The 14,285-nt window shown below is 45.9% G+C and carries 4 protein-coding genes; 3 read left to right on the forward strand and 1 reads right to left on the reverse strand.

Annotated elements, in window-relative coordinates:
- Positions 1-178 precede the first annotated feature (178 nt).
- Entirely contained in the window at positions 179-2,089 is a 1,911-nt protein-coding gene (locus COW20_06070) for a hypothetical protein (GenBank protein PIW49367.1), read from the reverse strand.
- 157 nt (positions 2,090-2,246) lie between these two features.
- On the opposite strand from COW20_06070, the gene COW20_06075 reads away from it, so the two are divergent.
- The 3 genes from COW20_06075 to COW20_06085 all read left to right on the forward strand — a co-directional run bounded on the left by COW20_06075 (position 2,247) and on the right by COW20_06085 (position 14,209).
- The gene (locus COW20_06075) at positions 2,247-3,788 is read left to right on the forward strand and encodes a hypothetical protein (GenBank protein ID PIW49368.1); all 1,542 of its coding nucleotides are present in this window, start codon (positions 2,247-2,249) and stop codon (positions 3,786-3,788) included.
- Between the two features lie 206 nt (positions 3,789-3,994).
- Positions 3,995-9,283: a hypothetical protein gene (locus COW20_06080; protein PIW49369.1), complete on the forward strand. Its 5,289-nt coding sequence runs from the start codon at positions 3,995-3,997 to the stop codon at positions 9,281-9,283.
- A 210-nt stretch (positions 9,284-9,493) separates the two neighbouring features.
- Complete coding sequence (locus tag COW20_06085; GenBank protein ID PIW49370.1) at positions 9,494-14,209, forward strand: hypothetical protein; 4,716 nt, start codon at positions 9,494-9,496, stop codon at positions 14,207-14,209.
- Positions 14,210-14,285 lie beyond the last annotated feature (76 nt).

A 14,285-nucleotide genomic window follows, 5' to 3' on the forward strand; every position in this document is an offset into this window, starting at 1 on the left:
CGATTGAATAAATACAATATTATACGCTTGTATTTCAGGTGTCAAGTTCGAAAGTGTAAAACCTTAAGGGAGCAAAAATGCACTTGTTTCCTGTTAAAATAGGGTGCTGCTTCCCTTGGGCAGGAAATGAGACGGGCTGATTCATGCAAATTTTAGAAAAAAAGAATACAGAGTGTATTTAAATTCGAACCAAGGTTTCAGGAATTTCTCGCAAACTCATGGTCTGAGATTGGAGTTTGGCCTGATAAAACGCTTGCAGATTATAATGCAGCGGTAAAATACTTTCGCTCAGTGGGCGTTGGGCGATTTCTACCGGAAAGCGCTGGTTGCTGAAGAGACGCAAAAAGAGTTTGCGATTGAACATCAGGCTTTCTTCAAGCAGACGCAAATCAAAATGGGGGTTCTCATGCTGTATTCTTCGGGCTAAAAAATCCCCTGCTTCGCTGTAAAAAGTATCTATCAGATTGGCGTTCCAGAGCTGAATCTGCATGGAATTATCTGGGGTTAGGTACATCCCATCGAAGAGTGTCCAAATCAGAGTTTCCTGCTGGCTGGCAGGATAGCCTTGCTGGTATTTGTGAGCGGTGTCAGTGAAAGCTTTGCGAATTTCGTTTAAAACGGGATAGTTTTCCAGCGGGGCCGTGACAAAGTGCTCAATCAATTGCCGGTAAGAAAGCCGTGATACGGCATGCAAGACCATCAGCGTGGGTTGCAGCAATTTATGCGTATAGTAGAGAAAGGCTGTAAACCAGGCAAAAATGTGCATTTGAATCCAATCTGAGCGATTCAGGGTATTGCTGGCGATGATGATTTCCATCAATTCAGGAATGCCATCTTCTGCGGGGGTATGGCCTGGCAGACTGACCCAGGTGGTTTCAAGTTGAAAGCGTTCACGATAGGCGGGGGAGGCCATTTCGGCATTGGGCAAAAGCGTGGCATTGTGAAAAAGAATTTTGGTGTGTTGACCATTTTCAATGACGGTATTGATACCCTCTACAAAGGATTCATAACTTTCTCCGGGCAGGGCCAGAATCATATCCGTATAGGCAACGATTCCTGACTGCAGAGCTGCTGCCTGTACCTTGCGATAGGCATCCAGAGAGATATTTTCGCGTCTAATACTGCGCAGGGTATGGGGGTCTACCGATTGCAAGGAGATTGCAGCATAGGTAGCTAAACCCGCTTTGTGTAAAATCTCTTGGATCTCAATCACGCGTTCAGGCGTGTTTTTGGAAGTCTGGCTTTGAAAACTGAGCGGATAGCCGTAGCTGTTTTTCATCGACGCCACATGCTTGGCGATCTCGATATCCCGTGGCAAAATCCCAAAATTGGCGTCACAGGTAAAGACATTGCCGACTTTGTTGCGGGCAATCCACTCAATTTCAGCAAAGACCCTTTCGATTGGGAAGCGATAGACTTTGCTTTGCAAGGCAGAGCCCCAATCACAAAAAGTACAGGCAAAGGGGCAACCGCGATTGGTTTCCAGCAATCCAATCCAATCTTGATTGTCAACAAAGAGAGGATCAAAAACACCCTCCAGATAGGGCGAGGGATACACGCTCAAATCTGTTTCCCGGGGTGCGGGAGGCTGATAAATAAACCGATCCCCCTGGAGATAGCTGATACCGGGAATATCTTCCCAATCCTGATGGGGCCAGCGTTCAATCACTTCAAGAAAACTCTTTTCGCCAGGCCCATGAAAGACAAGATCCAACTGAGGATGTTCACGCAGAAAGTGCTCTGCTTGATCGGGGACCTGAGGCCCTCCTGCGATAATCAGACGTTTTGGATTTTCTTGTTTGAGGGCTTGGGCCAGTTTCAGAGACCTGCGCAGATTCCAGATATACAGGCTGAAGCCAATGATCTCGGCCTGTGCAAAATGCTGGTTGGCCTGAGCTTCGTTTAAACGTCGGTATTCTGGGGGAAGAAAGCTGAAGTGTTCAGGGTTTTTCGCATGTTTCAGCGCGTAGGCCTGGAGCAGACCGACTGAATAGGGAAAATAATGGCTTTTGCCAACCTGTTGGCTGATTTGTGCCAGACCAATTGTAATGGGTTTATTCTGCATAGCCTGATTATAGCCTGGAAACAACCATTGAGGGTTGTTTCAGCAGGATACCCATTTTTCTTTAACTAAGATTAAGTGTTTATTAACCTAAGCTTGGCTGGGACTTAAGAATGTTTTGCGGGGTTCTTGCCGACAAATAAATTATCAAAATCAAGTGTTAAAGATTATTCTGGAGGATTTTATGGCAGGCAGTATTCAGTTCAGTAACGCCGAATGGCTGGTTCGTTCCTTGGATCGCAATAACAATAAGGTCATGGATGAACTTCAAGCAGATCCCAATATTAAAAACAAAATTGACAGTGATAAAAATGGTGAGATCAGTTCTGCTGAATTGACCAACGCGATCAAAGCCGATGCAGTCGAAATTCGTCAGGGTACAGTTCAAGAAGCCAAAGGCTTCCGTATTTATGTCGAAGGTCTTGAAACCCTCAAAAGCGTTCATTCCACCGCGCAAAATGGTATTTCCAACGTCCATGTCTGGACACCTACTGTTTACAGCGATGACAATTCCCGCGATCGCTACTATAAACTGCTCGACAGCAACCGGGCCTATGATGGCGCAATCGACAAACTTGAAAGCTCCTTGCACTCAATCAAAGACATGACCGCCAATGGCAATGATGCCACCACCCGTGCGATTAATATTCAGGCCAAAACGACCCTCAACAGTGCAAGTTGGCGTACCTGGACTGCGCGTATGCAGCAGAATATCAGCCAGACCCGTGATTGGTTCAACGATTATAGCCCCCGCTCAGGCAGTGGCTACCGTGAAACCCATGACCCTTTTAAACAAGGCGGAAGCGGCAATGCAGTCGGAACAGATCCTTTCAAACCCGGTAGCGGCAACAGTGGTTCTGCCAATGGCGTGGATCCCTTCAAACCCGGCAGTGGCCACAATGGTTCTCCCAATGGTGTGGATCCTTTCAAACCTGGCAATGGCAACAATGTGGGTTCAAACAATCCTTATGGCAACGATCCCTTCAATGGCGGCGGCAACCATGACAATAGCCAGCCTGTGATTCCCCAGGATCCCTACTATGATCGTCTGCAGCCCCATATTCGCGAACAGGAAATGATCAATACCAATCTTCAGGCAGCCTATGCCACCATGAACAACAGCCTGAAGGCGATTGAACAGCAAACCCGTGATTTGCCTGATCTGCAAGCGAATATCCGGGGGACTGATGCCGCCATCAGCCGTGCTTTCAGCAATATCACCGCCATTGAAAACAGTTCTGAATCAGCCAATGTGATTGGTTCACGTCTGCGCAGCAAAGCTGATGCAACCGATGCTCAGGCCACTGGCCGTGCAACACCCTATGCTGGCGTCGGCGCTGGTATTGGCCTCGTCGCTGGGGGCGCGATTGGTTTCTTTGCCGGTGGCAAAAATCTGAAAAATGCTGCCATTGGTGCCGGTATTGGCGCTGCTGCAGCGGCTGGAATTGGAGCCTTGGTAGGCCACAGCAAAGATCAGGGCTTTAAAGAAGAAGCCGTTGCCCTGCGTACCCTGGCTGGTAAAGTAGAAAGCTACAATCCCCAGGCAGATAAACAGACTGCGATGAATGCCAATGAAAAGCTCTATGATGCGCTTTTCGAGGCCCGTAGCGCCCGTGATATTGACCGTGCTCAAGTTGTAGACAAGAGCATTGACGGTATTCGCAGTCAAGCCGCAGCTGTGGCTGACCGCTCTGGTGAGATCCTTCAGGCTTACCAACAGAAATAGTTATGAATCTGCCCCATCTTCGGGTGGGGCCTTGTCTCCTCTTTTAACACTTGTCACCGGGCACTCAGCCCGGTGTTTTTGTGTGTTTATGTAGTTTATCCCAGTCTCTTTGCGCGTTTCGGTTTGCTCTCAAACTGTTTTAAAGCATGTAAGTTCGGGTATACAAAAGGCAGTAACAGATTTGAAAGCAAAAGGTTATTACTTCAATGGGTGATTTGAATATTTCCAGACAGTTTGCACAAAAGCTTGGCGATGAAACCTCGCGAAAACTGGTCAAAGAGATTCTTCAGGATGGCCAGGTCGACAGTGCCGATAAAGCCAAGTTGGCGGCCTTAAAAACGCATTTGGAGAGTGCAGAGGCAAAGAGCCCAGATGCTGCAATTACAAAAGAAATCATTGAGTCTTTCACAGATTTGCATACTGTTTTAGGGGTCAATGTTGGCACTGACAAGAAAATTCTTGAAGCGAATCTGAAACGCTTGCAGGCCTTTCAGGATGGAATGAAACCCAATGAAGTAAATTTTGAAGGCATGCAGGTCACTACCGATGGCTGGTTTGGTGATGCGACCCGCGCTTTGCATATCCAGGATTTAGAACCACCAGATTCCAGTTCCGATCCGGTTCCCAATCAGACAGCAAGTTCGACTGAAACTCCCGCTAATACACCCAGTGCTTCTCCTGCTTCGACACCTTCTGTTCCCACTGATACACCTTTGCCCAAACCTGCAGCCCATTCCTCTGCTCCAATGAATGTTCCCAATCCGTATCTTCCCCAGGAAAACTATACCCCTACAGCCACGCCGTCTGTGAAGCTCCCGCAAGTGGCTGTGCCTGCCAATTTAACCGAGGAACAGGCTCAGGTGCTGAGTCCCAACCAGTCGGCCTATTCGCAATCTGTAAATCATTTGCAGACCCAGGTCAAAGCATTAAGGGAGCTTTTGAATAATCCCCAGGCGGTGAGCAATGAACAACTGCAAACAAGCTTGAAACGTCTGGTTGAAAACGATGCTGGCAAAGGTTTTTTGGAACTGCTCAAATTTAATCCCAATCTTTTAAATGATTTAGAGCAAAAAGGTTTGATTTCAGACTCCGATCGCAAAAATTTAAGTGCCTCTTTAAGTGATATTCTGAATAAAAAAGCATCCCTTGAAACGGGCCATCAAAAACTTGAAACCTTGGGCACACAAATTCAGGAATTGGAAACGCAATTGGAATCGGTCACCGATTCTGACGCGCGCAACGGCATTCAAGCGCAAATCGAAGCTTTGCGTTTAGAAACCCGTTTCCAGCAAGAAAACAACCAGCAATTACAGTCTGAAATTTCAAGTGCGATCGACAATCTCACGAAGGGTGAACTTCAGCTTCAAAAGGGTCAAACACCAGAAGATGTTTTGGGGGCCTATTTAAACACTGAGCCCTCACCTCTTTCTGAACCTCAAATAAATGCCTACCGTGCGGGTCTTGTAAAATCAGCGGATCAGTACCTGACCCAACCCAATGCCGGAAGTTATTCAGATTTAAGATCCAATCTTTATTCTAATTTGTATGCCTTTGAAAAAAGCGTTCCTGCGGCTCAAGAACAGTCTTATGTCAAATTTAAAGAGGCTGTATTAGATGTAGAACAAAAATATTCCAATTTAAACCATCAAATGGAGGCCTTAACGGGAACCTCCAGCAGTTTGGGGGATTTGAAAACCGGTGAAGAATTGGCTGAAGAATTAAAGGCCCATGCCTCTGCCGCTGTTCGTGCTGTCGATGCTTTTGCCCAAAAAGGAGAATCTGTTTTAGCCTATTTAAAGGCTTATCCCAATCAATACGAAGGCCAGGCAGCAGATGCGGCTGCTCTTGAGCAAAAACTGAATGCACTTAAGGCGAGCCCGGAGCTACAGGATAAGGTTTCAATTTTAAATCAAATCTCTTCTGCTTTGGATGAAGTGTATATTAAAACCGAAATCAGCAAAGGGTCGGCACCTCTGGCTGAGGAAACCCAATCTGCCCTCTTGGTTGCCAAAGACAAACTCAGCTCAGAAGAAGATAAAAAAAAGCTGGATTTGTTGATCAAGAATCCTGAGTTGGTAAGAATTCTGCCCAAGGCAGATGAGTATTCTAAAATATTGACCTATCTTTCTGAAAAGTCTTTTTTAACCTTTTCAGAACAGGAATTGAAAACTGCACTTGAAAGTGGCAATACTGAAAAAGTGAATGCGATTTTCACTGCAGATATGTTCAGTTCGTTTGGTTTTGGCTCCTTGGCACTGGGGGGGGCCTTTTATTCTCCCAGTTTTAATTTGGACAATTACTTCATGCCGCCTTCCTTGGCTCTTTCTTCGATGAGCATGGATTCAAGTTTGATTCCAAATGACAATGAACTCACACCCACTGGAAACAGCAGCTTTGATTTGGGTTTGGGGCAAACCTTTGGCAGCTCCAATGCTTCATCAGGCGCATTTCAATTAACAGCTCCCACGATCGGTTTGAGTAACCGGCCCTTGTCACTGATGGCTGCTCCTCTTGCGCCTCCTACCCCCCTCTGGCTTTCTGTTCCAGGGGGATCTGCCCGGGCTGAAGCACTCTCAAAAGAATTGGCTTCAATGCCTGAAGACCAACGCCAGCAATTGGTTGAAGCTTTAAAATCGCCTGAAATGGCGGGAATGTCAGATTTTCTTCAGCGTTTGTCTCAAGAGCAGCCTGAACTCAAAGCCCAATTGGATAAGGTTCAGGCCGGTGAAAACGGCAAAGAAGCGATCAATTCTGGGCATTGGAACAATGATTCACTTTTAGATGCGGCACAAAGCGCCCTGCAAAATCAAATTCAGGCCCATGATTCGCTCAAGGCTGAAATTACGCTTGCAAAGAAAGACTTGGAAACCCTGATCGCCAACCCTGATTTGTCTTTGCCCGTTAAAGCAAAACTGCAGGAACAGCTGAAAACCATCAATGGGGCTTTGGGGCAGATCAACAAGGGTGAATTTCCACCCGCAGATTCAGCTGAACAGCAAAAATTAGATAAGGTGATGCAGGCGATATCTACCCAGGGTAAACCCCAAGGGCTGAGTTTGAGTGACAGGTTTATGCTCCAAGCCACAGTAGATGTGCTGGATGATTTGAAGGCCACTCCTGCCTTGATGCAAAAACTAGAAACAGCTCCCTCATTCAAAAATCTAACCCAGGTCTTTGCCAAAGATGAATCAGGCAGTTATACCTTTCCTCAGGAAATCCAAAACCTGCTCAAGGATCCGAATCTAAGCCCAGAAGCAGCCCAAATGCTCATGCTTCAGGCCAATCGTATCAGCCATTTGGCCAATGCCGCAGCAACAAAGTTGGTCGATGAAATTGAAGCGATCTTAAAGGTGGGGGAACGCCAGAAAGCCGAAGGAAATGGTGGCGGCGAGTTGACTTCTGGGTTTGATTCTTTGATCAGCTTGAACAGTTTTAAAGAAAATATGAATGCCATGGGCAAAACTTCTTCCAGCGGTGGAAGTGAAATTAAAGCTGTGACCTGGATGAATACCATTGCCAAGAAAGTAGGCCCCCTTGATCTGGCCCATGAAAACCGTGAAATGCGTCAGCGCGTGAATTCAGTCTTTATGGACAACGCAGGCATGGTCAAAGATTTGGCAGAAGAAAACTTAAATACGATTCAGGAAAAAGCACAGATTAAAGAGAGCCAAAACAGTCTGGCGAATTTGATTAAAGACCCAGAAATGATGGCGGTGATGGACAAAGCCTTGGCAGAACAGGGATTAAAACCTGAAGACCTTGAAAGTCTGGATGCAACAAAGCTTGCAAAAATAGAAAAAGCTGTTGCGGCTGTGAAGCTGAAAATTAATCAAAGCCCGGGTGCAAGTGACAATCCGGTCATGAAAAGCCAGCTTGAAAAACTTGATAATATTGAGCAGGTTCGCCAGGCTGTGGTTGCCTTAGAGACTAAAAATACCCAAGCAACAACTTCGATGCTCACCATGATTGAGAATTCAAAGCAGGAATATCTCACTGGCATGACTGAAATGAGAGATCAGCTCAAAGCACAGGGTATTGCGACTCCCCAGTTGGATGCGTTTCTGGCTGCCCCCTTTATGCCCAATGGCCCTGCTTTGAGCGATGTTCAAGGTGAGTTGGCAGCCTTGTCTAGTAATACCTCTCAGCCTCCCCAGGTGCGGGCTTTGGCGAATACTTCCGGGCAGATCTTGAACAATGTAAGCATTATTAGTATGGCCCAGACTGAGATTGCCAACGGAGAATACAAGCCCGAAACCCAGGCTGCTTTAATTGGGGCTGTCGGGGGAGGAACGCAGTTGCGTCAGTTTATGGCCACCTATAGAAACGAGTTACAGACGCTGGGGCCTGAAAAAGCTGCTGAGAATCTGAATGCGAATTTAGGGGCCTTGGCTACACGGATTGAAGCAGCAGGTACCGATCCTGCAGCCATGACCACAGCCGTGAGTTTGCAGGGCGGAAATTCTGGTTCGTCTGGTGGTGGGGATCGAGGGCTTGTTGTTGCTATGGGGGGGCCTATGGGGCGTGTTGTTCAAGATATTAATAATCTGTTTACTGCGGGCATTCAAATGAATGAAGCAGGCTTTGTCCCTCCGAAAATAGATTTGGGAGGAATGAATATCACCTCCTTTAATCCCCCTGACCGTGACCGCTGGTATCCGGGTAAGTTTTTACATGAAATGACGCAAATGATGCGCCAAAGGGGCACAATTATTGCCCAGACGCCGCCCTCTCAATTGGCTGGGGTTTTGGGGATCTTTGGGCGAGGGGATCAGATTTCAGCTCATGCCGACAATACCTTGATGAAAGGGGTTGAAAGCTATTTGCAGGAAATCAACCCCTTTATGCAAGCTGCAGGATTGCCGGGAATGGATCTGAGTTATATCAACAGTTCAGATCCCCTGTCTGGGGATCCTTCCTTTTCGGCTGAACCCCAGCTTTCTGCAGAGGCAAAGAGCTTGGTTGCCCAAGCTGATCAGTTTGCAAATGCGATTCTGGCACCAACCCCTGAGGTCAGTGGTGAAGCCTTTTTATCTGAGCTTTTGCAGAAATTTTTAGACAGTATCCGTGATCTGGACTTTGAATCACGCAAGCTGGTATTGGCGCAAATGACCCAAAAAATGATGAACAATGCGATTACACGCCTCTATAAAGAACGGGCCGATCAAAACAATCAATACCACGAAAAAATGCTCAATGAATTGACTGAAGGCTTCAAGGGCCAAATTGAAAAGAGTATTGAACGTGGCTTGATGCATGCCGACAGCGCGCAAGCGGCCATGGCAGAAGGGGCACAACTGGGGAGTAAAACGGGTGAGGCCGTCAATCTTTCAGAGCAACAGCTCAAAGCGCATTTTAGCCAGTTACTGGAAGGCCCTACGCAGGACAATATGATGACCCGTGTCAGCAAGCAAAAACTGCTTCAGGCTTTGTTTGAGGGCAGTAAAATTACGGGTCAACCGGGTATTTTCGCGCTTTTAAACAGGTTTGAGAATTAAGCCCAGTACTTTGTTTGCCTGCTTTTGTAAGAGAAGGCAAGGCTTCATGTCCCCTGCTGAAAAATTATCATTTCAGCAGGGGTTTTCATGTTATAAACCTCGCGCTGTGGGGTATAAAAAGACAGTAAGCCTTACGAAAGCTCATGTACTGTTTGGGCATTGAACGCGATAATGTTTCATTTTTAAGATTAAAAGGTTAAGGACAAGACCATGACAGAGATTCAATCCGGTAATAATTTTTCAGTCTCTACCCGTTTCATGCAGGAAGTGCATAAAGCGGCTTCAGATAATACCGTTGAAGCCAAAGAACTTGCGCGTTTGGTGCAAGTTGCTTCTGAAGATGCCTCTGGCCTGACGGATGACGAAAAATCCATGCTGACCGGTTTGTTCACCAAGAAATTGGATACGACAGGTTTGACGGACGAAGAGAAAAAGCTTTTTGATCAAATCGGTGGCAGTATTACCAGCCAAGAAGTCGTGGATCAAAATATTCAAGAGCTTAAAAATGTAACCGCCCATGAAAATGATCCCAACAGTCTGAATTTTTCTAAGCTCAAATTGGTAACTGAGTCGAAAAGCTTTTTATCGAAAGCCTCCTTTGGTTTGTTTGGGGGCACAAATATTGAATCTCATACACTGAATATTTCTGATGGAAATATTCCTTCGATAGCGAATCCTCCTCAAACAATGGCGATGGATCAGAAGCATGAACTTGACCGTAACAATCTGATCAATATGATGGGCCCTTTGGAACAAGAGCTTCAACAGGCAACAGCACCGGATTCGGATGTGCGTAAGCGCTTGGCCGCCAGTATGGGAGAAGGGGTCGACCCTAATAGCCAAGCTGTTACAGATAAAATTGAAACCTTACAAAAAAAGATCACTGACTTTAAAAACGATCCAAAGCAAGGAGATTGGGTGAATTCATCAGATCTTACTGCTTTGATGAACAGCTATGCCCAAAATCCGCCTACCGATAACCCCCGTATCAATTCTGCCTATATGGGAACGCTTTTGGGCGCATTTTGGAATGCTACAGATTCAAGTGCAATTGCTAAAGAACAAAAAAGCAATATTGCAAATGGTGACATACAAGTCCCTGCCGCTGTTTCTGAAATTAATCAAACGCTTGAATCCGTCAATGAATTGGCAAAAACCGACGCCCAGTCAGCTGTTGATAAAGCGAGTACTTTGATTGCGCAATTGGATGATTTGAAAGCAAGTAACCCTGACCTTTATAAACAGGTGATTCGCGGAACAGATGAAAGTGCAATAGATTTGCTTCGGGGTCAGGTTTCTGATTTGAAGCAATATTTAAAAGAGGGTGGGGCCATGGGGGCCGCCCAGATGACCCAACTGAATAATATCTATGCAAACCTGCATCAAATGCAAAAAACACTTGATGTTGAGCCGGTTATGACTCCAAGTGCTGAGGATATTGCCTCTAAACAAGCATTTTTAGATAATCCTGCTGTTCCAGATGCCGCGAAAGAATCTGTTCGTCAAGAGTTAGCTGCACTTCAAGCTCAGCCAACAACCTCACCTGAAGATCAAGCAAAACTTGATGCGATCAGAAATGCTATGGTGGGGGCGAAAAGTGCCGTTTATGAGGCCTCCCAATCCTCTCAAGATTCTGCAGTCTCCCGCAGTGATATGGTCAATGATTTGCAAGAGGCTGAGTCCACTTTGGCCAATCTTTTGACACAACATGGTATTTCAGATACTGGGCGTACTCAATTGCAGGCCCAATTGGATGCTACTCGGGCAGCATTAACTCAACTTCAAAATAATCAAGAAGTAAAGTTTGAAAATCCTGCTCAAGAAGCTGATTTTAATAAGGTTTTGCAAAATCTGCAAAAAATGAAGCCTGAGGAGCCAGCTGTTCCTGCACCTACAACTGATGCTGCTTCTGTGCCCACGACCGAGGGGGGGGCTGCTCCTGTAAGCGATGGTACTCCAGGGAATGTAACCGTTCCCGATAATGCATTGGGAGATATTGAAATTGCACCCTATTCAGGAGCAATTGCCTCTGATTTTATGTTGAGAGACTTTAATCTTGGCTCCACCAGTGGGGTTAACAATCCTGCCTCTTCATTGATGCTTGGAACTGGTTTGGATCTTAATTTGGGCGTGTCTCCAATCATTACCTCTCCTGATCCCTATGACTTTTCATCTGCCAGTTCTTCATTGTTGAACCCAGCCCCACTTTCAAGCTCTCTTGGCTTTTGTGGTGTGGGGGGGAGCAGTCTTTACAATGATCCTTTCAGTTTGTATTCTCCTTCTTTAAGTTTTGGCGGGCTGTCCGGCGGGTTGGGGGGATATAATCCAGGTTCCCTTTCTCTGAGTTTTCCTTCCTATGCCTCATTTTTAACCAGTCCCTCACCGACATCTGCTGCGCCTAGTCAGCCGGCATCAACTTCTCCTGGGGCAACGGGCTCAGCTCCTGCGGCCACCCCCCGCCCATCCTTATCGAATGTTTTTCTGGAAGGCGTTGGTGAAGATCCTGCCAATGTGAAACCACTTTCACCTGAGCAAGAACAGCGAAAGACCAAAGCTCTTGAAACGATTGCGCAAATTGAGTCTGATGACAGTGCTTCTCCGGAAGCTAAACAGGCTGCTGCCATTTTAAAACAATTGGTTCAAAACCCGACAGGTTCAATTCAAACCCCAAATGGAAAAATTACGCCGCCTGAAGGAGCTTTTGAATCCAGTTTAACTGTTTTGGAAACCTACCAAGACTTAAAGAGCAAAGGCATTGATACGGCAGATGCTGAGGTCGTATTTATGTTGGCTGCTCAAGGGGTTCAATCAGGTGAATCGCCTGAAAGTATTGCCGCCAGTGTTCAACAAGTTGCAAAGAGTGGCTCAACTGAAGAGATTACGGCCAATTTGAAAGGTATTCGTTCGGAGAAATTTGTGGAAAGTCAGCAAGATATTTCGAAGCTGGCTGGTAATTTGAAAAACTCTGAATTGGTCAATGATCTGGCAACCGGTGTTTTGGGAGATGATTTTGTCAAACAGGTACAAGCCTTAGAGGGGGGAGCAAATGTTACCTCTGTCGAAGAAGCCTTGGCTTTCATTAAATCTTCGGGCAAAGATACAACCCCCAGTTATGTCACTCAAATTATTAAAAGCCCTAAATTTGCTGAGCAATACCAACCCATTTTGGATTCTGCAAAACAGCAGTACCAGGAATTAGATCAAGAAGCGCGTGATTTGATCTCGCAAGTAAATGATTCAGATGTTCTGAGAGTTCAGGTTACGAATATCGATGAGGCCATTGATCTATTATCGAAATCGCCCTCTCCCAAGGCCGCTGATTTGTTAGGGAAACTGCGTGAGTCCAAGGCAAAGCAAGATGCTTTAGCGCCTCAGTTGGCGGGTATTCAGCAGCTGAGTGCAGTGAGTAAGAACTACCATTCCATGCAAGAATCGATGACAAAAGCACTTAGTGATCTGCGTGCTTTGCCTGACTCGCCGACAAAGGCCTCTCAGATTCGGATGTTAGAGACTGTTCAAACAGAACTGACAAATACAGGGCAACTTTCTCCAACATCGGCTCGCGCTTATGCTGACTTTAAGGTTGGCCGTCAGGTTCGTACTTTAGAGGCCGGACTGAATAGTGACCCACTTCAGACGACCCACGGGCGAAAGGTGATTCGAGGTGTCGTTAGTGCATTTGAAACCGCAGGAACACCACAAGAAAAAGATCAGGCATTTACTCAAATCGTTACAGGATTAGAAAATGGTACGATTGTTGCTCCTACTGCTTTGGCTGTTCAAAATCAGGTTTTAACAGGTTTGGGGTTAGAACCTGCCACTAGGGTCCTTACCCCACCACAATTTTTAGCTCGGATTAAAACTTACAGTCCAAGTGCTGTCATTTCTTCAACCATTCAGCAATTTGGAGTAATGTCTACTGCGAATGATATAGCACGTTCGAATCTAACCGGTGAACCTCCCTTAAGTTCAATAGCAGACAGACAAGCTGAATATTCGACTACAGCAATGAACTTGAATATGAGTCCCAGCGGTTTAACTGCATTGGCCGCGAGTAATCCAGTCGTTGCTTCTCTTATGGATTTTAATCAGGCTGCTGATGCAGAACGAGATTATAACTATAGTTTGCCTCCTGATCAACAAGCTGCAGCTTGGGGCAATACCTTTAATAATTTATCTGCAAGCAATGCAATCTGGGATCAGATGGATCGTCAATTTGCAGAAAGTTTAAATCAGCTTTCTCAGGCCAATGATCAAGTCATGGTCGCAAATGGACTTCCTCCGCTTAGCAGTGGCGATCATGTGATTTCTCGGGATCCCCATCTCAGTGCAAGCACGCAAAAGTTGGTAGATGAAGCAGATGCACTTGCGGATCGCTTGATCTTGGCGCCGCTCCCGGCAGTGAATGGGGAAGCCTTTTTAAGTGATTTGTTAACTCATTTTATTGATACCATTCGGGATTTGGATATGAAAACACGCCAGTTGGTTTTAAATCAAATGGCGCAAAAAATGGTCAATAATGCCATTACTCAGTTTTATAAAGACAAATCAGATGCGAATAATAAGCACCATCAAGAAGCTTTACAGCGTTTACAAGAATCGTTTAAAGCTCAAATTACAAAGGCGATTGAATCAAGCATGGCAGGACAATCCACGAATAATTCCCAAAGCGTGGCCTCCATGAGTGGTCGGGTTTCTGGGGCGACTTTATCTTCTGCGATGGATAATGTTCCAGCACAGAAGGTTGTTCAGGAAATGTTTAATTCCACCAATCAAATGTCTCCCCCCATTTCTGTCTTGCAAAAACAACGTATTTTGGATGGCATGGCACGAATCATGAAGGCCGCTGGAACCTCTCAAACTGATGACGATCAGATTGCCTTGAGGGGACTCAATACTATTTTGACGCGCGACCGCATGAATTGACGAACTCAGCGCAAAGCTAAAAAAGCCTGAGCATGAAACCATGCTCAGGCTTTTTTACTTTTATAAATGACTTTAA

It is taken from the genome of bacterium (Candidatus Blackallbacteria) CG13_big_fil_rev_8_21_14_2_50_49_14, assembly GCA_002783405.1.
Classification (GTDB): Bacteria; Cyanobacteriota; Sericytochromatia; order UBA7694; family UBA7694.